This is a genomic window from Campylobacter concisus, from assembly GCF_002914005.1.
In the GTDB taxonomy this organism is placed as follows: domain Bacteria; phylum Campylobacterota; class Campylobacteria; order Campylobacterales; family Campylobacteraceae; genus Campylobacter_A; species Campylobacter_A concisus_N.
On record NZ_POZU01000069.1, the window covers coordinates 1 to 22,995 of the forward strand.

General features: G+C 37.3%; 20 protein-coding genes. 16 read left to right on the top strand and 4 right to left on the bottom strand.

Annotation, left to right across the window (positions count from 1 at the left end; all coding sequences use genetic code 11):
• From CYP54_RS09935 to CYP54_RS08010, 12 genes are all read left to right on the top strand, one after another.
• Nucleotides 1-207: hypothetical protein (locus CYP54_RS09935; protein ID WP_219810472.1), on the top strand; the 207-nt coding region annotated here is incomplete at its 5' end.
• A gap of 9 nt (nucleotides 208-216) precedes the next feature.
• Nucleotides 217-861: a cupin domain-containing protein gene (locus CYP54_RS07955; protein ID WP_103604840.1), complete on the top strand. Its 645-nt coding sequence runs from the start codon at nucleotides 217-219 to the stop codon at nucleotides 859-861.
• 113 nt (nucleotides 862-974) lie between these two features.
• Nucleotides 975-2,135, top strand: a complete 1,161-nt coding sequence (locus CYP54_RS07960; RefSeq protein WP_103604841.1) for a multidrug effflux MFS transporter — start codon at nucleotides 975-977, stop codon at nucleotides 2,133-2,135.
• Entirely contained in the window at nucleotides 2,128-2,766 is a 639-nt protein-coding gene (locus CYP54_RS07965) for a uroporphyrinogen-III synthase (RefSeq protein WP_103604842.1), read from the top strand. The genes CYP54_RS07960 and CYP54_RS07965 overlap by 8 nt, the downstream gene beginning before the upstream one ends.
• A gap of 233 nt (nucleotides 2,767-2,999) precedes the next feature.
• Nucleotides 3,000-4,244 (top strand): phosphoribosylamine--glycine ligase, encoded by a 1,245-nt coding sequence (gene purD / locus CYP54_RS07970; RefSeq protein WP_103604843.1) that lies wholly within the window; start codon nucleotides 3,000-3,002, stop codon nucleotides 4,242-4,244.
• Nucleotides 4,241-4,690, top strand: coding sequence for an RDD family protein (locus CYP54_RS07975; protein ID WP_103604844.1), 450 nt, complete (start codon nucleotides 4,241-4,243; stop codon nucleotides 4,688-4,690). Before purD ends, CYP54_RS07975 begins: the two co-directional genes overlap by 4 nt.
• Nucleotides 4,683-6,842, top strand: coding sequence for an LPS-assembly protein LptD (locus CYP54_RS07980; RefSeq protein WP_103604845.1), 2,160 nt, complete (start codon nucleotides 4,683-4,685; stop codon nucleotides 6,840-6,842). Before CYP54_RS07975 ends, CYP54_RS07980 begins: the two co-directional genes overlap by 8 nt.
• On the top strand, nucleotides 6,843-7,541 hold the full coding sequence (locus tag CYP54_RS07985) for a sodium:proton antiporter (RefSeq protein ID WP_087577597.1): 699 nt from the start codon (nucleotides 6,843-6,845) through the stop codon (nucleotides 7,539-7,541).
• Nucleotides 7,531-9,729, top strand: coding sequence for a polyribonucleotide nucleotidyltransferase (locus tag CYP54_RS07990; protein ID WP_103604846.1), 2,199 nt, complete (start codon nucleotides 7,531-7,533; stop codon nucleotides 9,727-9,729). The genes CYP54_RS07985 and CYP54_RS07990 overlap by 11 nt, the downstream gene beginning before the upstream one ends.
• A 17-nt stretch (nucleotides 9,730-9,746) precedes the next feature.
• The gene (locus CYP54_RS07995) at nucleotides 9,747-10,598 is read left to right on the top strand and encodes a universal stress protein (RefSeq protein WP_087586243.1); all 852 of its coding nucleotides are present in this window, start codon (nucleotides 9,747-9,749) and stop codon (nucleotides 10,596-10,598) included.
• Between the two features lie 327 nt (nucleotides 10,599-10,925).
• Nucleotides 10,926-14,543 carry a DNA polymerase III subunit alpha gene (gene dnaE / locus CYP54_RS08005; RefSeq protein WP_103604847.1) on the top strand — a complete coding sequence of 1,206 codons (3,618 nt, stop codon included), beginning with the start codon at nucleotides 10,926-10,928 and terminating at the stop codon, nucleotides 14,541-14,543.
• Between the two features lie 13 nt (nucleotides 14,544-14,556).
• On the top strand, nucleotides 14,557-15,231 hold the full coding sequence (locus CYP54_RS08010; protein ID WP_103604848.1) for a DUF6882 domain-containing protein: 675 nt from the start codon (nucleotides 14,557-14,559) through the stop codon (nucleotides 15,229-15,231).
• Here CYP54_RS08010 and CYP54_RS08015 read toward each other — a convergent pair.
• From CYP54_RS08015 to CYP54_RS08025, 3 genes are read right to left on the bottom strand one after another with little or no spacing between them, the layout of a single operon-like run.
• Nucleotides 15,228-15,890, bottom strand: a complete 663-nt coding sequence (locus tag CYP54_RS08015) for a cysteine hydrolase family protein (RefSeq protein ID WP_103604849.1) — start codon at nucleotides 15,888-15,890, stop codon at nucleotides 15,228-15,230. The two genes, CYP54_RS08010 and CYP54_RS08015, sit on opposite strands and share 4 nt — an antisense overlap.
• Nucleotides 15,891-15,892: 2 nt before the next feature.
• Entirely contained in the window at nucleotides 15,893-16,876 is a 984-nt protein-coding gene (locus CYP54_RS08020) for a sensor histidine kinase (RefSeq protein ID WP_021091858.1), read from the bottom strand.
• Nucleotides 16,873-17,709 carry a DUF234 domain-containing protein gene (locus CYP54_RS08025; RefSeq protein ID WP_103604850.1) on the bottom strand — a complete coding sequence of 279 codons (837 nt, stop codon included), beginning with the start codon at nucleotides 17,707-17,709 and terminating at the stop codon, nucleotides 16,873-16,875. Before CYP54_RS08025 ends, CYP54_RS08020 begins: the two co-directional genes overlap by 4 nt.
• 110 nt (nucleotides 17,710-17,819) lie before the next feature.
• On the opposite strand from CYP54_RS08025, the gene CYP54_RS08030 reads away from it, so the two are divergent.
• The 4 genes from CYP54_RS08030 to CYP54_RS08045 all read left to right on the top strand — a co-directional run bounded on the left by CYP54_RS08030 (nucleotide 17,820) and on the right by CYP54_RS08045 (nucleotide 21,839).
• A complete protein-coding gene (locus CYP54_RS08030) occupies nucleotides 17,820-19,151 on the top strand; it encodes an aminotransferase class V-fold PLP-dependent enzyme (protein WP_103604851.1) in 1,332 nt (443 codons plus the stop codon).
• Nucleotides 19,148-19,894 (top strand): hydroxymethylpyrimidine/phosphomethylpyrimidine kinase, encoded by a 747-nt coding sequence (locus CYP54_RS08035; protein ID WP_103604852.1) that lies wholly within the window; start codon nucleotides 19,148-19,150, stop codon nucleotides 19,892-19,894. Before CYP54_RS08030 ends, CYP54_RS08035 begins: the two co-directional genes overlap by 4 nt.
• Nucleotides 19,887-20,492 carry a thiamine phosphate synthase gene (gene thiE / locus CYP54_RS08040; protein WP_103604853.1) on the top strand — a complete coding sequence of 202 codons (606 nt, stop codon included), beginning with the start codon at nucleotides 19,887-19,889 and terminating at the stop codon, nucleotides 20,490-20,492. Before CYP54_RS08035 ends, thiE begins: the two co-directional genes overlap by 8 nt.
• A gap of 69 nt (nucleotides 20,493-20,561) precedes the next feature.
• Nucleotides 20,562-21,839, top strand: a complete 1,278-nt coding sequence (locus CYP54_RS08045) for an aminotransferase class V-fold PLP-dependent enzyme (RefSeq protein WP_103604854.1) — start codon at nucleotides 20,562-20,564, stop codon at nucleotides 21,837-21,839.
• A gap of 37 nt (nucleotides 21,840-21,876) precedes the next feature.
• Here the strand turns inward: CYP54_RS08045 and CYP54_RS08050 are convergent, their stop codons facing one another.
• Complete coding sequence (locus CYP54_RS08050; RefSeq protein WP_087577608.1) at nucleotides 21,877-22,983, bottom strand: FtsW/RodA/SpoVE family cell cycle protein; 1,107 nt, start codon at nucleotides 22,981-22,983, stop codon at nucleotides 21,877-21,879.
• Nucleotides 22,984-22,995: the final 12 nt, after the last annotated feature.

Sequence of the window (22,995 nt, forward strand, 5' to 3'; positions counted from 1 at the left end):
GTGTACAATGAAAGTAAATATGACTCAGAAGAAACAATTCAAAAATCTCAGTCTAGGGAAGCAATAATAAAAAAGATAGGCAAGTTATCTAAAAAGCCAATTATAAAATTTGGTTTAGAAGATTTTGAGCAGTATTGTTTTAAAAATGTTTTTACATATTCAGAAGTAGAATTTGAAAAAAATTACATTCAAAAATATGGACTATAAGGACGTAAAATGAGTAAAATTTACAATCTAAACGCCGATACGAAAGTCGTCGCGAAAAGCGTCGTTAGCAAGAGAATTTTTGATTGCGAGAACGCTCACGTCGACGTATTTGCTTTCGATACGGGCGAGGAGCTAGATCATGAGATGCTGTTTTGCGACAGCCTCGCATGGGTTGTAGAAGGCGGCGCTAGCCTATACTACGGCGAAAAGCAGATGCATATAGGCAATGAGCAAGCTTGCCTGATAGAGAAAAAAGTGTGGCGCAAGCTAGTTTTTAACGAACCAACGAAATATATTTCAATTGATTTTAAGGAGGATTTAATGATAGATCATTTACCTAAGGCAGCTATTTTTAGCTTAGTTGATGAAGTCGAATACGAAAAAGGCAAAATCGTGAGCAAAACGCTCGTAAAGAACGAAAACGGCTCAATGTCATTGCTTAGTTTTGACACAGACCAAGAGCTCTCAACCCACGCAGCACCAGGCGATGCCCTACTTATCGCACTTGATGGCGAGATGAAGCTAACTATTGGTGATGAACATTTTGATATCAAAAAAGGCGATACCATCGTGCTTCCAGGCAAAATACCACACGGACTAAAGATAAAAGATAAATTTAAAATGCTCTTAATCGTCACTAAAGACAAAATGTAATACTAAGCCCTAATTTTAGGGCTTTTATATTTTATAAATCACGTTAAATTTACCCTTAATAACCCAAAAAGCAAAGTCATAATATAATCTCTTTTAAAATTTAAAGAAAAACTATGAAAAAAGAAAATTCCAAGCTATTTTTGTTGCTATTTTTAGGTGCTCTCTCTGCCTTTGGACCATTTGTTACAGACCTTTATTTGCCAGCACTTCCGGCTATTACTGAGTGGTTTAAAACAAGCGTCACAGCTACACAATTAACGATCACGACATCGATGGCAGGCTTAGCCATAGGTCAGCTCATAGTTGGCCCAATAAGTGATAAATTTGGCCGAAAACTGCCACTTACCATTTCGCTCATCGTCTATACGATAAGCACTATTTTTATATTTTTCTCGCAAAATATCCAGTTTTTTATCTTTATGAGAATTATTCAAGGGCTTGCGAGTGCTGGTAGTTTGGTTATTTCAAGGGCTGTCGTGAGTGATTTATATAAGGGTCATGAAATGACCAAATTTTTTAGTCTTATGATGGTCGTAAATGGTCTAGCCCCGATACTCTCGCCAATTGGCGGCAGCTTACTACTTAAATTTACCGACTGGCGTGGTATCTTTATGGCACTTACTATCATTGGTATTTTGCTTTTTATTGCAAATTTTTATTTCAAAGAGAGCTTGAGTCAGTCAAATCGCTTAAAAATGCCTTTGCTAGTGACTTATAGTGTTTTTGGCAAAATTTTAAGAAAGAAAAAATTTATGCTTTTTGTAAGCATTCAGACATTTGCGATGGGTGCGATGTTTGCTTATATAGCGTCATCTTCGTTTATCTTTCAAGAATTTTATTCTCTAAGTCCAGTAAGTTATAGCTTTTGCTTTGCTTCAAATGGTTTAGGGCTTGTTATAGGAGCAAGGCTTGCCAGTCTTTTAAATGAGAGAAAAGCGCTCAAAACTGGGCTTTTTGGCACCTTGTTTGCTAGCATTTTTATTGCTTTCATGCTTTGTTTTAAATTTGAAGTAATCGGCGTCATTATCGCATTTTTCTTATTACTTCTTTTTACAGGATTTATCTTGCCAACTGCTTCATCGCTAGCTATGAACGAAGGCAGAGAATACGCAGGTTCAGCCTCAGCGATACTTGGATTTTGCCCATTTTTCTTAGGCGGTGTAGTTTCTCCGCTAGTTGGGCTTGGTGATATATTTTACTCGACTTCTATTGTTATTTTAGCTTGCACATTACTTGCTTTGATATCTTTTTTAAGGTTAAAAAGGGTTGCGTAAAATTTATCTTATTTCAAATACAAAAACGACTGATGAGAGTGTTATAAATTTAAGCGTAAGCAAGATCGAGTTTTTAAAATTTGAACTAAATTTAAGTGACTATGATGAGCTGGTAGCCACTTCTAAAAATACTTTTAATGCATTAAAATTTAATGGCATTTCGCCTATAAATTTGCCAGTCTTTGTCATCGCAAATAGTTGTGCGTCGGCTGCAAGAGAGTTTGGATTTGGCGAAATTTATACCGGAAAGAACGCTCACGGAGATGACTTTGCAAGAGAAATTTTGCCACTTTTAAAAGGTAAAAAGGTTATTTATCTAAAAGGTAAAGATAGTGCTTCAAATTTCTTAGAAATTTTGCAAAATGGCGGCATAAATATAAAAGCGATCATCGCCTATGAAAATGTCTTAAATCCTTGCAAAATGGAGCTAAAACCACCAAAAAATAGTATCTTGATCTTTGCTTCTCCACTAAATGTCAAAAATTTTCTTAGTAATTTTGGCTGGGATGAGAGTTATCAAGCGATAAGCATTGGAAAGGTCACTGCAAAAGAGCTAAAATTTACCGAGCCAATAGTGAGCCAAAGTCAAGATATAAACGCCTGTATCGCGCTTGCCAAAACATTACTTTAAGCAAAGAATTTATATAATTTTATTGCCTGAGTGAAGCGAGTCAGCATTTTACGGGGTCCAACACTTTTTTGTTAGCGAAAAGGTATGGGTGCCTTGTGATGTGGCTTCGTTTGAGTCTGAAAAGGCGAGAAGTTGCAACCGTTTGGTATCCATCTATTTGCAAGATTGGCTTTGTTTATGGGCCACTCTTCTATGCGACGCCCACTCGGGTTTTTTAAATTTACGGAGATGAAATGAATATTCTCATAATAGGAAGTGGCGGCCGCGAATACGCCATTGCTCTAAAACTAAAAAACGAAAAAAATATAAATTTATACTTTGCACCTGGAAATGGTGCGACTTCACGCCTTGGCGAGAATTTGAAGATAAAAGATTTTTATGAGCTTGCAAAATTTGCTAAACAAAATGATATTGCTCTAACTATTGTAGGCCCTGAAGCGCCGCTTAGTGAAGGCGTAGTGGATATCTTTAAAAAAGAGGGCTTGCTTATATTTGGACCAAGCAAAGCAGCAGCTAGACTTGAAGCTAGCAAGGCGTATATGAAAGACTTTTTAGCTAGAAATAATATAAAAACTGCAAGATATTTAAACACAGACGATAAAGAAAAAGCATTTAAATTTATTGATACCTTAAGCGCGCCGATGGTCGTAAAGGCCGATGGTCTTTGTGCCGGCAAGGGCGTAATCATCGCAAACTCCAAAGAAGAGGCCAAAGAGGCAGTTAGCGACATGCTAAGTGGAGCTAGCTTTGGCGAGGCTGGTAAATTTGTGGTGGTTGAAGAGTTTTTGGATGGCTTTGAGCTTAGCTTTTTTGCTATTTGCGACGGCGAAAATTTTGTAAGCTTGCCAGTGGCGCAAGACCACAAACGCCTACTTGATAACGATGAGGGTCCAAATACTGGCGGTATGGGCGCTTATGCTCCGAGTCCGCTTGCTTCAAAAGAGCTGATAAAAAGAGTCGAAGAAGAGATTGTAAAGCCAACTTTAAAAGGGATGAAAAACGAAGGCAGTCCGTTTTGTGGAGTGCTTTTTGTAGGGCTAATGATCGTGAAAAATGAGCCTTATGTGCTTGAGTTTAACGTAAGATTTGGCGATCCTGAGTGCGAGGTATTGATGCCATTAATTGATGGAAATTTAAGCGAAATTTTACTAAACGCTGCAAAAGGCGAGCTAAAGCCTATTAGTTTAAAAGATGAATTTGCAGTTGGCGTTGTGATGGCTAGTAAGGACTATCCGTATAAAAGTAGTCCAAAAGCTAAAATTTCAGTTTTAAATGATGTAAAAGATGCTCACATCGCTTATGCTGGTGTTAGCGAGCAAGATGAAGAAATTTATGCAGATGGTGGCAGAGTATTAGTCTGCGTGGCCACTGCGAAGAGCATAAAAGAGGCACGTGATAGAGCTTATGAGCTTTGCGAAAATGTAAAATTTGACGGAGAACATTATAGAAAAGATATTGCCTGGCAGGCATTAAAATGAGTATGCAGATAGTTGAAAAACTTGAAAAAGAAGAAATTTCGCTAGCGCCATTTTCAAAAAGAGTACTAGCTTACTCAATTGATGAATGTATTGTTTCTTTTTTGTTTTTGATCATTTACTGGGATGCCTTTTTGTCGGTTATGAGCTATGATGAAGCCAGAAATTTGACTTTAAATTTCTTTTGGCAAATAGTCGCATTAAAGATTATATATCATGCATTTTTTGTTTGGTATTATGGTGCGAGCCTTGGACAAATGCTAACAAAGACGATGTGCATTAATGTAGAAATTTTAGATAGACCAGATTTTATTTCAAGCTTGGTAAGAGCGATTTTTAGGTTAGTTAGTGAAGCTTGTTTTTATCTTGGTTTTGCATGGGTATTTGCAAATCCAGCTAGGCAAACTTGGCAAGACAAAATAGCAAAAACAGTGGTGATAAATGCGTAAAATTTTATTTTTAGTTCCGGTTTGTATTTTAAATCTAAGTGCAGCTGTGCAAGATGTACAGCTTTTAGCCGATGATGTAAAGCAAGATAAAGGCATCGTCACGGCCAATAAAAATGTTGTTGTGTATTCACAAGATTACCTTGTGACAGCTGATTGTGCAGTTTATGATCAAAATAATTCGGTTATAGAGCTTTTTGGTAACGTCAACATGATGAAGGGCAAGAGTGAAGTCTCTCGCTCAAACTATGCAAAGCTAAATTTAAAAAATAATGACACTGCTTTTGAGTCGCTTTTTATGATGAATAAAGACATGGAAGTATGGATGAGAAGCGATGAAAGTAGCTCTGATAGTGAGTACTATAGAGTAAAAAAAGCGATGGTTTCAAGCTGTAATGTCCAAGATCCTGACTGGAGTATCACTTCAAGCTCAGCTATGCTAAATAAACAAAGCAAATTTTTACACCTTTTTAACCCAGTCTTTCGTATAGCTAATGTGCCAGTTTTTTATTTGCCATATTTTGGTTTTTCAACAGATACCACAAGAAGAACAGGCCTTTTACCGCCTGAGCTTGGATACGGAAAATCTGAAGGTTTTTATTACAAACAGCCGATTTATTTTGCGCCTTATAATGAGTGGGATTTCGAGCTTGATCCGCAGATAAGAACAAACAGAGGTGCTGGAATTTATGGTGCGTTTAGATTTACTGAGTCGCCTGATTCAAGGGGCGAAATCAGCTTCGGGTCATTTACTGATAAAAGCAGCTATCAAGCCAAGCAAAAAGGAGAGACTTCAAATAAGGCTGAACTAAAAAATAAAACACATAAAGGCATTGGACTAAAATACGAAAGAGATAAGCTTATAAGATACCTTAGTGAAGCGGATTTGCAAGAGGGAATTTGGATAGATGCAACGAAGCTAAATGATATAGATTATTTAAATTTAAAGGGCAGAGATGATGATTATGATTCGCTTGTAACTTCTAAATTTAACTATTTCATCGCAAACGACGATCATTATTTTGGTGCTTATGCAAAATACTACATAGACACTGAAAAAATTGGCTCAAAAAATGAGAATAAAGACACGCTTCAAGAGCTTCCATCGCTTCAGTATCATAAATTTACAGATGATATTGTCTTGCCAAATATCTTATATTCATTCGATCTTCAGTCACATAGATATGATAGAAAGATAGGCGTTAGAGCGACTCAGTATGAATTTACGCTGCCAGCTTCAGTGCATGTGCCACTGTTTGATGATAGCTTAACGTTTTCATTTTACGAGTATCTATACGCTTCAAGAATAAATTACGAGAATAAGATAAATTCATTTGATGATAAAAGAGAAGATAAGCATACAAATTTTGTAAATAATTACCACAAATTTGCCCTTCACACTGACCTTGCAAAAGCGTATGAAAGCTTTTATCACACTCTAAATTTTGGAGCCGAATACCTACTACCAGGTTATAGAAAAGGAAATTTAGATGATGAGTTTATCTATGATAAAAATCTAAATGAATATGAAAATTTCTTGGCTCAAGAGCAGAGTAAGGAAGAAATTTCTGGTTATTTGACACAGTATTTATTTAACTCTAATGGTAGAAAGATTATAAAGCTTAGTATTTCTCAAGGATATTACACAAAAGAAGATGAATATTCGAATTTAAAAAATGCTATCTATCTATATCCATTTGAAAATTTAAGCCTTTATAATAAGCTTGAATATTCACACAAGAGTAAAGAGCTTAAAAAGATACAAAGCGGATTTTCATACGCGAATGATCTATTTTGGCTAAATATGCTTCACACCATGAAGAAAAATGATAGCAAAATAAAAAATAGTGCGACAAAAGATAGCTATTTTACAAGTGGTCTTGGAGTAAAATTACCTCATCAATACAGCCTTATTGGCGGCTGGCAATATGATATTGAGCGAAGCTACACAAAAAGCTGGAGAGTTGGCGTGCTTCATCAAAGAAAATGCTGGAATTACGGGATAATTTATCAACAAGATGTCGAGCCAACAACAACAATAAACGGCTCAGCATCAACTAGAAAAAATGGTATTTATTTCACGATAAATTTCTATCCAATGGGCGGTTTGCACTATGACTTTTCGCAAAGCAGTACAAAATCGAGTGCCAACTAAATGATAACGGCTAAATTTAAGGATCAATTAGAAGCAGCTAGCAAACTAATTGAAATTTTGCCAAAAAAGGAGCTCGTAGATAAAAAAACGATAGTTGTTTGTATGTCGCTTGAATCAGTTATACTCACAGATGCAGTTTGTAGAAGTTTAAATTTAAGCTACGAGATGCTCTTTAGCGAGCCAATACCTGCGCCAAATAATAGCGAATGCGACGTTGCAATAGTTAGCGAGACAGAAGATATAGTATTAAATGATAAACTTATAAAAGCTTTTAATATAAGCTATGACTATATTTATGGCGAAGCACATAGAAAATATGAAGAGAAAATTTTAAAAAACGTTTATAAATACCGAAAAGGAAATTTGATAGGAGAGCTAAAAGATAAAAATATTTTACTAATCGATGAGGGGTGCGAGACTGGTATGACGGCACTCATTTGCATAAAGACGTTGCTTGATGTGAAGGTAAAATCCATCTCATACGCAACGCCAGTGATTGCTACTGATGTCTTTACAAATTTAAATGATATGGTTGATGAAATTTACACGATAAATAAGATCGTTGATTTTATTGAAGTGGATTCGTATTACGAAAAAAAGATCGAAGCTACGAGTGAGCGTATAATGTCAATATTAGAAGAGAGCCCTTATTATTTGCCGTTACAAAAACAACAAGGAGATAAAAATAATGCAATATAGTATAGAAGTCAATAATCAGGTTGAAATTTTTGACCTTAATAAAGTAGCGAAACAAGCTAGCGGAGCAGTGCTTTTAAGGGTAAAAAATACCGTAGTTTTAGCAACTGTTGCAAGAGAGGACACACAAGTTGAGGAGGATTTTTTACCTCTAACGGTGCAGTATATAGAAAAAGCCTACGCCGCTGGTAAAATTCCAGGTGGATATGTTAAGCGCGAGACAAAGCCAGGCGACTTTGAAACGCTAACAGCTCGCATCATTGATAGATCTCTTAGACCACTCTTTCCAAAAGGTTACGCATATCCAACTCAAATAGTTGTAATGGTACTTTCAGCCGATCCTGAGGTTGATTTACAAGTTGTAAGTTTAAATGCAGCCTCAGTTGCACTATATCTTAGCGACATCCCAGTAAATCGCCCAGTTTGTGGCGTGAGAGTTGGTTACATAGATGAAAAATTTGTGATCAACCCAAGCAACTCTGAACTAAAACAAAGTGCGATCGATCTATACGTGGCTGGCACAAAAGATGAGCTTTTGATGATCGAGATGAGAAGCTTACCTCAGCAAACTACGCAGCTCATCCCGATGGTTGCGATTGAGCCGATGATAGATCCGAGCTTAAGTGATAGTATGGCTCAAAAACAGCTGATGAATGAATTTAGCGAAGATATGATGGTTGAGGCGATTGATTTTGCTGGTAAGGCGATATTAAGAGCTAGCAGTGCTTACGAAGAAGCTTTCAAAGAGCATAAGAAAGAGGACGCTGCGCTTGAGCTAAAACCTGAGATAGAAAACGAAAATATCGCTATTTACATCGATAAATTTTATAAAGCTGAAGTCAAAAATGCTATCAATCAAATGGCAAAAAGCGAGCGCGCAAGCGAACTTAGCAAGATCGCAAAACAAATTTCAAGCGATGAGGTCGCTCAAAAAGAGGGCTGGGACGAGTCTGTCATTACAAATGTCCTTGGCAAATATAAAAAGAAAATCGTAAGAGAGCAGATCATAAACGAGGGCGTAAGGGCCGATGGACGTGGTCTTGAAGAGGTTAGGCCTATTAGTATCGAAACAAATGTGCTTCCAAATGCACATGGCTCATGCCTCTTTACAAGAGGACAGACACAAGCCCTAGTTGTCACTACTCTTGGCACTGACAGCGACGCTCAAATGTATGACATCCTCACTGAAAAAGTACCTTTTGTAGAGAAATTTATGTTTAACTACAACTTCCCAGGCTTTAGCGTAGGTGAGGCAAGCCCACTAAAAGCTCCTGGTAGACGTGAGCTTGGACATGGAAATTTAGCCAAGCGTGCCCTTGCACCAAGTATCGATCTAGCTTCACCATACACAATAAGAGTCGTTTCAGAAATTTTAGAGAGCAACGGCTCAAGCTCGATGGCTAGCGTTTGCGGTGGCTCTCTCGCACTTAGAGCAGCTGGCGTAAATACTTTAAAACTTGTCGCAGGTGTCGCTATGGGTCTTATATTTGAAGGCGATAAGCATGCAGTGCTAACAGATATCATGGGGCTTGAAGATCATGACGGCGATATGGACTTTAAAGTAGCAGGCACAAGTGATGGCATCACAGCACTTCAGATGGATATTAAGCTTGGTGGCATTAGTTTAGAAGTGCTAAAAGAGGCACTTTATCAAGCGAAACGTGGTAGAGAGCATATCTTATCTTTGATGACAGAAGCGGATAAAAATATAGAAATAAATGAAGATGTGCTTCCAAAGCTTGAATTATTTAGTGTCGATCCAAGCAAGATCGTAGATATCATCGGACAAGCTGGCAAGACCATAAAAGAGATCATTGAGAAATTTGAAGTCTCAATCGATCTTGATAGAGAAAAAGGCGAGGTGAAAATCGCAGGTGGAGCAAAGAAAAATGTTGATGCTGCAAAAGACTACATCATCTCTATAACCTCAAAAGATAATGGACGTTCATTTGGCAAAAAGCCGTTTAAACACGACAAAGAGCGTTCAAAACCAAATTTTAATATCGGTGATGAGTTTTTAGGAACCGTAAAGAGTGTGGTTGATTTTGGTGTATTTATCGAGCTAAAAGATGGCATTGATGGTTTGCTTCATATCTCAAAGATAAAAACTCCATTAAATGTAGGTGATCAGGTCAAAGTGTGTGTGAGCGAGCAAAAAGGAAATAAAATTTCGCTCTCTTTGGTTGAATAAATTTTAAAGGACAGATGATGAAATACAAAAAGTTGCTTTTTCCAATAGGAGCAGGAGACGATATCGAGCCAAGAATTTATGGTGCCCTAAAGGTTGCTCAGTGGTTTAACACACATATGGAAATTATGACTTGTCAGCTTGACCCAAGCGTAGTTTATAATATGAAAATGACGCTTCGTGGAGGAGTGCTTTTTGAAGAATTTCTAAAATCAGCTAAATCTGAACTAGCTGTCGAGCATGAAGAGAATGAGAAAATTTTCAATAAAATTTGTGCTGAGCTTGGCATAAAAGTAACTAGTGAAATCATTGAAGATGTTTGCACTGCAAATTTTACGATTCACAGTGGCAAAAGAAGCGCGATAGTGGAGCAAGAGAGTAAATTTTGCGATCTAGTGGTGGCTGCTGTGCCACTTGATGGAAAGATCACTGGTACATTTGAGTCAGCTGTTTTAAAAAGTGGTAAAAATGCGATTGTAATCCCTAGAAAAATGCGTGAGTTTAAAGCCGATAATATCCTTGTTAGCTGGACTGGTACGACGCAAAGCTCAAGGGCATTAACAGGCTCGATAGATCTTTTAAAAAAGGCGAAAAAGGTTCAGTGCATTACCTCAAAAGCAAGTCTTGGCGATAATGCCGAGCTAAATCTTAAAAAGCTTGAAGAGTACTTCAAAATTCATGGCATATCAGCCACTTTTGAAGTGATCGCTACTACGATGATACCTGGTGAAGCACTTTTAAAAGCAGCTATTGATAGAAGTGCCGATCTTATCGTTGCTAGCAGATATGGTGAAAATGGTCTTATGGAAATGGTGCTTGGCGGCACTTCGAGATTTTTCTTAGAACACACAAATATCCCAGTTTATCTATAATGGATTGCGGCTTAGTCCGCGATCTAATTCTTTTAAATTAATCTAATTTTTACTCATTCGCAAGACTTGACTACTAAAATTGTTAAAATCTCTTGACTTCTATCTTAAAATCTTGGCTTCACTGACCGCTTAGCTTAAATTTTAGAGCTGAAATTACTCGTTTAAAATTTACAAGACTTTAATAGCATAGTGCGTCAGATGGCAGCGCGCTTCGTTCTTAGCCATAAACTACAAATTTTATAAATTTTTAAAGCTCACATTAAGTTTTCATCAAGCACCTTATTAGCCAAAATTTTGTAAAATCCACTCATTAAAAAAGGATAAAAAATGAGTGAAAATTCTAGCTTTACACATCTACATTTACACACCGAATACTCCCTTCTTGACGGAGCGAACAAGATAAAAGAGCTAGCTCACGTGCTTCATGATAGAGGCGACACAGCAGCGGCGATTACTGATCACGGCAATATGTTTGGAGCGATAGATTTTTACAAGGCGATGAAAAAAGAGGGGATAAAACCGCTAATTGGCATCGAAGCTTATGTGCATAATGGCGAGCAGCTTGATGACAAGAGCACCAAGCAGCGTTTTCACCTTATACTAATCGCCAAAAACGAGACTGGCTATAAAAATTTAATGTATCTTAGCTCTATGAGCTACATCGAGGGCTTTTACTACTATCCTCGTATAAATAAAAAAATTTTAAAAGAGCATAGCGAGGGCTTGGTTTGTAGCTCTGCTTGCTTGCAGGGTGAGGTGAGTTGGCACTTAAATTTAAGCGATCGTAACGTCAAATTTGGCGCAAAGGGCTATGAGAGAGCAAAAGAGGTCGCACTTGAGTATAAAGAAATTTTTGGAGATGACTTTTATCTTGAGATCATGCGTCACGGCATCGGCGATCAAAAACGCATTGATGATGATATTTTGCGCATCGCTAAAGAAACTGGCATAAAGGTCATCGCCACAAACGATACTCACTACACTTTTAAAGAGCGAGCCGACGCGCATGAGGTTTTTATGTGTATCGCGATGAACAAAACTTTAGATGATCCAAACCGACTTCGCCACAGCGTCCATGAGTTTTTTGTAAAAAGCAAAGAGCAGATGAGTGAGCTATTTTTAGATATCCCTGAAGTGATAGAAAACACCCAAGAGATCGTGGATAAGTGCAATCTTGAGATCAAGCTTGGCAACCCAACTCCGCCAAATTTTAAATTTACACTTGAGTATGCTAAAGAGAGAAATTTAACACTTCCAGAGCCTGAAAATAGATATAGCTTTAAAAATGATGCTGTGTTTTTTGAATATGAATGCAGAAAGGGGCTTGAAGAGAGGCTAAAATTTGTCCCTGAAAATTTACATGACGAATACAAAAAGCGCCTTGAGATAGAGATTGGCATCATAAATAAAATGAATTTCCCAGGCTATATGATGATCGTTTGGGACTTCATAAATGAGGCTAAAAGTAGAGGCGTGCCTGTTGGTCCAGGACGTGGTTCTGCGGCCGGTAGCTTGGTCGCTTACTCGCTAAAGATCACCGACCTTGATCCGATCCCATACAACCTACTTTTTGAGAGATTTCTAAACCCGGAGCGTGTTAGTATGCCAGATATCGACGTGGACTTTTGTCAAAGTAGGCGTGGCGAGATAATTGACTATGTTACGCAAAAATACGGAAAATTTAACGTTGCTGGCGTTATTACATTTGGTAAATTGCTTGCAAAAGGTGTCATTAGAGATGTTGCTAGGGTTTGTGATATGCCTTACGCCGAAGCCGATGCGATGGCAAAGCTAATACCTGATGAACTTGGTATTACGCTAAAAGATGCTTATGAAAAAGAGCCAAAGATAGCTGAGCTCATCAGCCAAAATCCAAAGGCAGCTAAAATTTGGAAATTTGCACTTGATCTTGAGGGGCTAAATAGAAACGCTGGTCAGCACGCAGCAGGTGTCGTTATCTCAAATGAGGAGCTGTGGAACAAAACCCCGCTATTTCGTCAGCCAAACAGCCCAGAAGATCGCTATGTTACGCAGTATAGCCTTAAGTATCTTGAGGATGTGGATTTAATTAAATTCGACTTTCTTGGACTAAAAACACTAACGGTTATCGATAATGCCATAAAGCTGGTAAAACAACGAACTGGCAAGGATATCATTTGGGAGCAGATCGATAAAAACGATTCTAATGTTTATAAAATGATACAAAGCGGACAAGCGATAGGAATTTTCCAAATCGAGGGCGAGGGCATGAGAAAGCTAGGAACTAGCTTGCGTCCAGACTGCTTCGAGGATATCGTCGCGATGCTAGCACTCTACCGACCAGGACCGATGGAGAGTGGCATGCTCGATGACTTTGTCAAAAGAAAACATGGCGAGGCAGAGATAACCTACTCATTTAAAGAGCTTGAGCCGATCCTTGCGCCAACATACGGCGTCATCGTCTATCAAGAGCAAGTTATGCAAATCGTTCAAGCCATAGGCGGCTTTAGCCTTGGCGGGGCGGACCTTGTACGCCGTGCGATGGGTAAAAAGATCAAAGAAGAGATGGATAGGCTAAAGGGTGAGTTTGTAAAAGGTGCTGAGGCAAAAGGGCTAAATGGACAAAAAGCAGACGATCTTTTTGAGCTAATTGTAAAATTTGCAGGATATGGCTTTAATAAATCTCACTCCGCAGCTTACGCTTATGTTACCTTTCAAACAGCTTATCTTAAGGCTTATTACCCGGCTGAATTTATGGCGGCACTTCTTACGAGCGAAGAGAGCAACGTCGATAAGATCGTTCGCTATATCGATGAGATAAAACGCATAAATATAGACACTTTGCCACCATCTATCAACAAATCAACTAAAGAATTTAGCGTTGTTAAAAATGGCGATCATGACGGCATTATCTTTGGGCTTGGTGCGATTAAAGGTGTTGGTGGAGCGGCTATTGAAAACATTATCACTGAGCGTGAAGCAAATGGCGAATTTAAGAGTATGGACGACTTCGTCTCAAGGATCGATCCATTTAAGGTCAATAAAAAGGTCTTTGAAAGCCTCATAAAAGCTGGATGTTTTGATGAGTTTGGCTTTAGTCGCAAGATGCTTATGCAAAATGTAGAAAATATCATAGAAGCTTGCAAAAGTGCAGCTCAGATCCGTAAAAATGCTGTTGAGAGCTTGTTTGGTGAAGATGAGAGCATGAACGATGTGAAGATAAATTTTGTCACGATAAATGACGAATTTGACATCAAACAAATTTTAAAATTTGAGCAAGAGAGCGTTGGTATCTATCTCTCAGGCCACCCGCTTGATGATTATAAAGATGAGATTAATAAGATAAAATACACTCTAAGTTCAGAATTTGAGAGCTTGCCACAAAGCGCTGAAATTTTAGTCGTTGGTAAGATCGAGGACTTTAGCACAAGGATAACCAAAAGTGGCAAGAAAATGGGCACTATAAACGTGCTTGATTTTCACGGAAATATCGAGATCGCAGTCTTTGAAAGAGAGCTTGGTAATATCGAAGATATAGTAAAAGATGAAGCAAAACGCGACCTGCCTTATGCTTTTAGGATAAATATCACAAAAGATGATCAATTTGTAAGGACAAATTTAAACGAGGTTTATAGCCTAGAAGATGCACAAAATTTAGACTTTAAGACAAGAAAGCTAAAACAAAACTCTAAATTTTCTAAAAATGAAGAAGCTAGCACGCCTCAAAGAGCAAGAGAGTATGCTGAGCTAGAGGTGCTTTTATGCCTTAGTGAGCTTAGCAAAGATAAGATAACTAGCCTTTATAATCTTGGTTATAACGAACATATAAAAAGTGGTACACACAACGATAAACGCCTTGTTATTAAGATAAAAAATGAAAATACGGCTCAAATTTTTGTCTATAAGACAAAATTTGTTGTAAATGATAGCTTTAAAGAAAAAGCACTTCAAGCAATAGCTTGCTAAGGCTTGGAAAGCGATGTTTTTAGATAAGCTTGGCATAGATAAAAGTAACTGGAGCGAGCTTTTTAGCGCATGTGTCGGCAAATCGACATTACTTCAAAAACGTGCATTTAAGCTACTTGTTGAAGGTAGCAATTGGCAGGTTGATTTTGATAGTGGCAAAATTTACTTTGATGGGCGTGAGTTTGACATGCAGTTTATCGGCTCTGAAAGCTTCTCGTCAAATACGTGGCTTTGGGGTTATGAAAATATAAATGGCTTTGATGAGCGGTTGCTCAAGCTTGCAAATAAAGCACGTGAGTTTGGCGAAAAATTTGGACTTAGTGCATTTAGCACGCCACGATTTGAGCTGGATGAAAATTTTAATGGTCACACGATTAGTATGGTTCTTTGCGCCGCTTTTGATGAACAAAATTATTATAGGATAGAGTACGAGGGAGGAGCAGCGTATGTGGCTTTTAGATCAGATGTGGTCTTTAAAGAGCCAGTGCTAGCAAATGAGCTTTTAGGCGCAGTAAATGAGTGTTTAAGCACTTACGAGCTAGATCATAAAATCTTTATAAAAGGACTTTTGCTAAGCTGTGATATGAAATTTAGCGAAAGTCCTAATGAAATCGTAGCGAATAAATACGAGCTTAGCTTTAAATTTGACGAGCTAAATAGGCTCATAAATATTTCAAGCAAGCTTTAAAATTTAATACTCTTTACCACATCAGCACCAAGTGCTAGCTTCATATGAAGAGAAAACATCTCGTGGTAAAAATCGCCATTATGTCCTGGTATATCGTACGTTTGCGTAAGATCAAACGGCACGATAACTCTTGCTTTTTTATTATATTCATTGGCTCGTAGTTTAAGATAACTAACGCACTGATAAACGCACATATCAGTGCAATCTCCGGTGACTATAAAGGTGTCTAGCTCCGAATGCTCTTCTAAAAATTTCTCAAATTCTTTATTAAATGCGATGCTTAAAGAGTTTTTATAAAATGTCTTGAACTCTTTAAAAAAGCTTAGATTTTCTATCTCTTTTACGGTTTTTATCTCATTTGTATCAAGTATGGCATGTGGCAAAAAGTTCTCAAATTCTTTTGAATCACTGGTGTGCCTATCTTCTATAAGGATAAAATTTCTAAAGCCAAAATCTCTCCACGCTCTATCAAAAAGTGTCGCGATCCCTTTTGATAAGGCGGCTACTCTTTGACTAGCGAGCGCACCACTTCCAGCAAATGCTTCTATCATATCGATACAGATAAATGCAACGTTTTTTGCTCCATCGTTTGAAATTTCTCTTAAATCAAGCGTTTGAAGAGATTTTTTAAAAGCCTCAAGTTCGTTTTGTATGTTCATTCTTACTCCTTTATTGGTAAATTTATGCAAAATGTTTTTGGATTTAGTGTGATCTCGATACTGCCTTTGTGAGCCTCTATGATCTGCAAGCAAAGGTGCAGTCCAAGGCCGTTTCCTTTTAGCTTGCTACTTTTAAATGGCTCAAAGACTATGGCTTTATCTTTGATAGGCTCACCACTATCGTAAACGATAAATTTATGCTCACTTGGTGTTTTTTCATAGCTTAAAATGATCTCTCCCTCATCATCATCGCTCTCTTCGATGGCGTCAATGGCATTAAATAAAATATTTTGAAAGACGATGGCTAGTAGATCAAGGTCGCCCATATATTTGCCATCTGGAAATTCTAGGCTAAATTTAATATCCTTTGAATAGTCATAAAAATTTATAGCCTCTTCGCACTCTTTTTTAAGCTGCGAAAAGTCAAAAATTTGTGCATTTATATTAAGACCTTTTGTGAAAAGTAGAGTGGCTTTGATTATGCGTTCGACTCGCCATGTAGCTTTTTGTATTTGATTTACGATAGGCTTTGTGCGCTCATCAGCTCTTTTAAGTAGTGTTGATGCTAAAAGCGAGATAGAGCCTACTGGATTTCTGATCTCGTGGGCTAAGTGAGCTGCCACTTGACCCATCGAGGCAAGACGCTCGGTACGTTTTTCTACGGTTATGTTTGTTGCAGAGATTATTAGTTTATTATCTTTAGAGCTTGTTTTAAAAAGATAAATTTGCCCATCTACATTTATCTCGCCCTCTTTTTTTGGTATCTCTTTAAAAATTTTACCAAGTCTTACTGCTTCTGAGTTTTGTAAAAAAATCTCATCATTTTCATCTAACACCCAGATAGCATTTGGCAAAATTTCTACAATATCTTTAATGAAATTTTGCAAGTTTGCGTAAGATGATGTTAAATTTTTATATTCGTTTTCTATCAGATAAGTCTGCTCTATCAGGCTTTTTAAGCCAGCTTGGATATCGTGTTCGTTCATTTTAAAAGTTCCTCAAAATCGCTAATTTCATAAAGCCTTAGCCTTTCATCCTTTAAATTTCTTAGCTCGCTACTAAATCCACTCTTTGAAAAAAGAGCAATAATATCTGGCCTGATATTTAGTTTTTCGCATTTTTTTAATAGTAAATTTAGCACGTTTTTACAAACCTTTCTCTCTTTGTATTTTGCCTCGCCGACTATGATCTTGCCACCTATATTTAATAGCATATCAAGCTCTATATTCCTGCTCCAAAAGCTACTTAAAAATATGCCATTAATCATAAATTTTTTTGCCATGAGCTCACCGCACAGAATTTCAAATCCAAGGCTTGCATATTCGTCAAATTCTTTTTTTATAGTGGCTAAAATTTCATCATTTTTACCAGCTTTTAGCAAGCTTAAATTTGGCTCTATAAATCTAAACCAAAACCTTGAAAAATGGCTATTAAAATGTATTTTATCCTCAACTTTATAGCCCCTTTCTTCTTTTTTTAACATCTGGTTTTTTGATCTTTTTGGTAGTACTTCTCTACTTTTTTCTAGCAGTAAAAAATTCTTTTCAAAAAGCTTTGCGTAGACTTTGCTAGCTAGGCTTTGAGGTAAAATTTTATTTACGCTAAATTTTTTTCTATCGCTTCGTGCGAGTTTTATGAGGGCAGATTTTATAGCATCGTTTGTATCGGATTCGAAGTAAAATTTTGGCATCAAGGCTATAAAGTTGTTTAAAATTTCAGCCTCGATCGCTTCAAAAACATCATAATATGAGTGCTTTAAATCAAACTCATCAAAGACGAGATGAAATTTAATAAGTTCATTTATATCGAGGTGTTTCATTCGCTCAAATGTTGATTTTAAAGCTTTTATATCGGCTCCTTTATTTGGGCATTGTAGTATATTTTAGCTAAAGTAATCTATAATGCTACGCAAAAAACAAGGGTTGTGATTTGGTAAATTTAGAGCATATTAGAGAAAATATAATTTTAAAAAATGGCATTTATTATTTTGACTTTACAGCTTCAGGACTAGCTTATAAACCTATCGAAGATGAGATGGCAAAAATACTTCAAACATACGCAAATACGCACTCTATCAGCTCATCAAACGCCTATAAAACCGCTCAAACTTATGAAGATTCAAGACGTGAATTAAAAAGCTTGCTAGGACTTGATGATAGTTTTTATCTTTTTACTTGTGGCAATGGAGCTACCGGTGCGATAAAGAAATTTCAAGAAATTTTAGGAATTTATGCACCGCCAGCACTTAAAAAAAGATATGCCCTAAAGCCAGATGAAAATTCTCCGCTCGTGGTGCTTGGCCCTTATGAACATCATTCAAATGAGATAAGCTTTAGGCAAGCACTTTGTGAGGTTGAGCGTATCAGGCTTGATAAAAATGGAGGGATCGACTTTAATCATTTGGAGCAAATTTTAAGGATAAATATCGGTCGTGAGATCATCGCAACTTTTAGTGTGGCTTCAAATGTGACTGGGGTTTTGAGCGATTATAGAAAAATTTATACTATTATAAAATCTTATGGCGGCATTGTGGCATTTGATGCTGCAAGTTTTAGCGCTTATGGAAATATTGATTGTGACTATTTTGATGCTCTTTTTTTATCTCCTCATAAATTACTTGGTGGGGTTGGAAGTTGTGGGCTTCTTGCTATAAAAAAGATACTTGCAAACTCAGATGAACCGACATTTGCTGGTGGTGGAACGGTAAGTTATGTTAGCAAAAACTATGCTATATTTGTAAAAGATAGCGAACAGCTAGAAGAGGCTGGCACACCGCCTATTTTAGGACTCATAAGAGCAAATTTAGCTTATAGGCTAAGAAATGAGATAGGATTTGGGACAATATATGAAAACGAGAGCGAGCTTGGAGAGTATTTTGAGAAAAGACTAGCAGAAATTCCTGAGCTTACGTGCTATCATCCAAATAACATAAAGCGTTTGCCGATATTTTCTTTTAACGTGACTGGTGTTTCGCCTTATGAACTAGCCAAAGTTTTAAGCAAAGAATATGGCATTCAAACGCGTGCAGGGTGTTCTTGCGCTGGGCCATATGGACATGATCTGCTTCATTTAAAAGAGGACTCACTCTTTACTCGCAAGCCAGGTTGGGTCAGAGCTGGACTTCACTATACGCATACACTAGAAGATGTGAATTATCTAGTGGACGCATTAAAAAATAGCATTAAGAAGTATTCAAGTAGTTGGAAGGTCGATGATCCTTTTAGTGTTGATAAAATTTCAGGTTGTATGGGAGATAGATGAAAAATATATTAATAATTGCAGGAAGTGATAGTGTTGGTGGTGCTGGCGTGCAGGCTGACATAAAGACATGCGAGGCGTTTTCTTGCTACGCAGCGACGGCTATCACGGCTCTTACAGCACAAAATACAAATGGCGTTAGCAATATCTTTGCTACAAATGTTACAAATCTAAATGAACAAATAAAAATGGTAGACGAGGAGCTAAATATAGACGCTATCAAGGTTGGAATGCTTTTTAATAAAGAGCTTATATCTTGCGTTGGTTTTTGGCTTGAAAAATTTTATAAGCAAGGCATTAAAATAGTAATAGACCCAGTTTGCATAGCAAAATCAGGCTCAAAGCTTCTTGAAAATGACGCGATAGCAAGCTTAAAAAAACTTTTTAAATTTGCAGACATTATCACGCCAAATATCGATGAAGCCAAAGTTTTGGAGCTTGATAGTAAAAATTTACCTTGCGATATGATCTTAAAGCGAAGCACGGTTGCAGAAATTTGTGAAGATACTCTTTTTAAAAAAAATGGTGACGTAATTAAATTTAAAGAGCCACTAATAAAACCAGAGATCATGCATGGGGCTGGGTGTAGCTTTGCAAGTGCGCTGGCCTGCTTGCTGGCAAATGGACACACCAAAGAAGAGGCCATAAAACTAGCCAAAGGATACATTTTAAATGCTATTAAAAATGCAATTACGACAAAATTTGGCAAACGTCTACTAAATCATAAAGTTGGCATAAGTGATTGAAATTTACGCGATTAGCGACGATGTGTTGATGCCTGAAAATTTAGCCTTGCAATATACTAAAGAAATTTTAGAGTGTGGGGTGAAATTTTTTCAATTTCGCTCTAAAAAAATACTCAAAGATGAGAGGTTGGCTAGTGAAATTTTCAACTTATGCGAAAAATTTGGAGCCAGATTTATCGTAAATGATGATATTTTATTTGCTGCTCGTATAGGGGCAAAGTCCGTGCACTTGGGAAAAGATGATGCGAGCATAAAAGAAGCATTTGAAATTTTAGGGGATGACGCTTACGTGGGAGTTAGCTGCTATGATAGCTTGGAGCTTGCCCTTAGGGCAAAACAAAATGGTGCTAGCTATGTGGCTTTTGGAGCGATGTTTAAAAGCCCAACAAAACCAAATGCGCCGCTTTGCAAGGCTCAAACTATATCACAAGCAAAGGAAATGGGAATGAATGTGTGTGTCATAGGAGGCATAAACTCTAGCAACATTGCAAGCGTCGCTAAAGTAAAGCCAGACATGATCGCCTTAATATCTGCTATCTATAAAGATGGTACGATAAAGAAAAATATAGAAAATTTACAAAGAAAATTATTGCTTTAAAAGATGCTTATTTTGCAAGCTTTTTTATGAAAATTTCATTATAATCCCTGCTTTAAAAAAAGGAAAACATTGCTAAATATCGATGAAGTAAGAAAAAATATCATTTTAAAAGAAGGCCTTTACTATTTTGACTACACAGCTTCAGGTCTTGCTTACAAGCCCATCGAAGATGAAATTTTAAAATTTTTAAAAACCTACGCAAACACTCACTCAGATAGTAGTTCAAGCGCAGCGTTAACGCAAAAATGCTATGAAAATGCAAGAGCTGAGCTAAAAAGATTATTAGGTCTTGATGATAGTTTTTATCTTATTGCGACTGGTCAAGGAGCAACGGCTGCGATAAAGAAATTTCAGGAGATAGTGGGAATTTATATCTCACCAGCTACAAGAGCTTTGATCGGCGAAGCAAATTTAAGAAATTTAAACTTGCCATTAGCAATCATTGGCCCTTATGAGCATCACTCCGTTGAAGTTAGCTTAAGAGAAGGGCTTTGTGATATAAAACGTATAGAGCTTGATGAAAATAATGAGATAGATTACGCGATGCTTGAGAATACATTAAAGCAAAATGCAAAAAGAAAGATAATGGCTAGTTTTAGTGCCGCCTCAAACGTCACTGGCGTTAAAACTAATTATAAAAAAATTTACTCGCTAATCAAAAAATACAATGGCATTTTAGTACTTGATGTGGCCACTCTTAGTGCTTATGAAAATGTTGATTGCAGATATTTTGACGCACTGTTTCTCTCGCCTCACAAGCTGCTTGGCGGAGTTGGGAGTTGTGGGCTTTTGGCCATCAAAAAAGAGCTTTGTAAAAATTTGCCTACATTTGCAGCTGGAGGCACAGTCAAGTACGTAAGCAGGACATCACATATTTTTACTAATGAAGTTGAAAATTTAGAAGAGGGCGGCACGCCACCGATAATACAGCTAATGCGTGCAAATTTAGCCTATAAACTAAGAAATGAAATCGGACTTAATAATATAAAAGTAGCTGAATGTGAGCTAGGTGAGATGTTTTGCAAAGAGCTAGAAAAGATAGATGAGGTGATAAATTATTGTCCTGAAAATTTAGACAGATTGCCTATTTTTGCATTTAATGTAAAAGGCATTTCGCCTTATGATTTTGCTGCTAGTTTAAGTAGTGATTTTGGTATACAAACGCGTGCAGGCTGTGATTGCGCTGGGCCGTATGGACATGATCTGCTTAATTTAAAAGATAATACCATTTTTGAAGCAAAACCTGGCTGGGTACGTGTTAGCATTCACTATACGCATACAAAAGAGGATATAAAATATCTTATAAATGCCATAAAATCTTGTATCAAAAAATACAAAGAAAGATAGAGCAAAAACTATATGCTTGATATTTGCGGAGAAAATTTTAGAAGTGAATTTTTATAAAGCTATAGGTTCTATCAAATCTAAAAGTTAGTAAATTTTGCAAAATTCCAAAAAGTACCATAAACGTAACAAAGCTGCTTCCGCCGTAACTAAAAAATGGTAGTGGCACACCTACAACTGGTGCAAAACCGATCGTCATTGAGACATTTACGCCGACGTAAACGAAGATTAGCGCAGCAATCCCCGTGGTGGTAACTTGCGTAAAATAGTCGTTTTTTAGGCCGTAATTTAAACTTAAAAGATGTGTTATAAGTGCTCCATAAAGTCCAAGCAAAAATAATCCACCATAAAAACCAAAACGCTCGATATTGTAGGCAAAGATGAAGTCACTTGTGGCGATTGGTAAAAATTTAAAGTGCGTCTGCGTTGCTTCGTCCTTTGGCTTGCCCTTTAATCCGCCGCTACCTATGGCGATGATGCTTTGTTTGACGTGATAGCTTGGCTCTTCAGCGATGAAATCGTGAATCCTCTTTTTTTGATAATCATGTAAATTTTCATACAAAACCGGCGCCAAAAAGCCTATCGCAAGGATGATGGTGATCCAAATTTTCTTATTTACGCCGATTACAAAAAGGATGGTGTAGCCAACTATCAAAAGTATGAGCGCAGTGCCAAGATCAGGCTCTTTCATGATGAGTACAAATGGCAAAAGTATATAAAAACTAAGTCTTAAAAAATCTTTTACTCCGTATCCATTAGCTTCTGGAGGACGCTGTTTAATGAGATAGGCTAACATCAGCAAAAAGGCTGGCTTCATCAGCTCTGATGGCTGAAGTGTGAAGTGAACAAAGGGAATTTCTAGCCAGCGCCTAGCTCCTAGCTTGCTAACGCCAAAGAGATCGACACTTAAAAGTAGCACGATGCAGACCCAGTAAAACATCGGAATAATCCAGTCGATACGTCTAATAGGAAGTAAAAACGCTACGCAAAATGATGCAAAACCTATGCCAAAATACACAAGCTGTTTATTTGCTAAAATGTCGTTTGCTTCGGAGACTAGGATATATGAAATTATGATGATTGGGATTATTAAAAACGGCTGAATAAAATCAAAATGTGTTAAAATACGCCGATCTAGTTTTATCAAGAAGCAAACCTT

What these genes read in the sequence shown, in the direction of transcription:
- CYP54_RS07960 (WP_103604841.1), top strand. Translation starts at nt 975, where the DNA reads ATGAAAAAAGAAAATTCCAAGCTATTTTTGTTGCTATTTTTAGGTGCT.
- CYP54_RS07985 (WP_087577597.1), top strand. Translation starts at nt 6,843, where the DNA reads ATGATAACGGCTAAATTTAAGGATCAATTAGAAGCAGCTAGCAAACTA.
- purD (WP_103604843.1), top strand. Translation starts at nt 3,000, where the DNA reads ATGAATATTCTCATAATAGGAAGTGGCGGCCGCGAATACGCCATTGCT.
- CYP54_RS08010 (WP_103604848.1), top strand. Translation starts at nt 14,557, where the DNA reads ATGTTTTTAGATAAGCTTGGCATAGATAAAAGTAACTGGAGCGAGCTT.
- CYP54_RS08020 (WP_021091858.1), bottom strand. Translation starts at nt 16,876, where the DNA reads ATGAACGAACACGATATCCAAGCTGGCTTAAAAAGCCTGATAGAGCAG.
- CYP54_RS08025 (WP_103604850.1), bottom strand. Translation starts at nt 17,709, where the DNA reads ATGAAACACCTCGATATAAATGAACTTATTAAATTTCATCTCGTCTTT.
- dnaE (WP_103604847.1), top strand. Translation starts at nt 10,926, where the DNA reads ATGAGTGAAAATTCTAGCTTTACACATCTACATTTACACACCGAATAC.
- CYP54_RS07975 (WP_103604844.1), top strand. Translation starts at nt 4,241, where the DNA reads ATGAGTATGCAGATAGTTGAAAAACTTGAAAAAGAAGAAATTTCGCTA.
- CYP54_RS07955 (WP_103604840.1), top strand. Translation starts at nt 217, where the DNA reads ATGAGTAAAATTTACAATCTAAACGCCGATACGAAAGTCGTCGCGAAA.
- CYP54_RS07990 (WP_103604846.1), top strand. Translation starts at nt 7,531, where the DNA reads ATGCAATATAGTATAGAAGTCAATAATCAGGTTGAAATTTTTGACCTT.
- CYP54_RS08035 (WP_103604852.1), top strand. Translation starts at nt 19,148, where the DNA reads ATGAAAAATATATTAATAATTGCAGGAAGTGATAGTGTTGGTGGTGCT.
- CYP54_RS07980 (WP_103604845.1), top strand. Translation starts at nt 4,683, where the DNA reads ATGCGTAAAATTTTATTTTTAGTTCCGGTTTGTATTTTAAATCTAAGT.
- CYP54_RS08015 (WP_103604849.1), bottom strand. Translation starts at nt 15,890, where the DNA reads ATGAACATACAAAACGAACTTGAGGCTTTTAAAAAATCTCTTCAAACG.
- CYP54_RS07995 (WP_087586243.1), top strand. Translation starts at nt 9,747, where the DNA reads ATGAAATACAAAAAGTTGCTTTTTCCAATAGGAGCAGGAGACGATATC.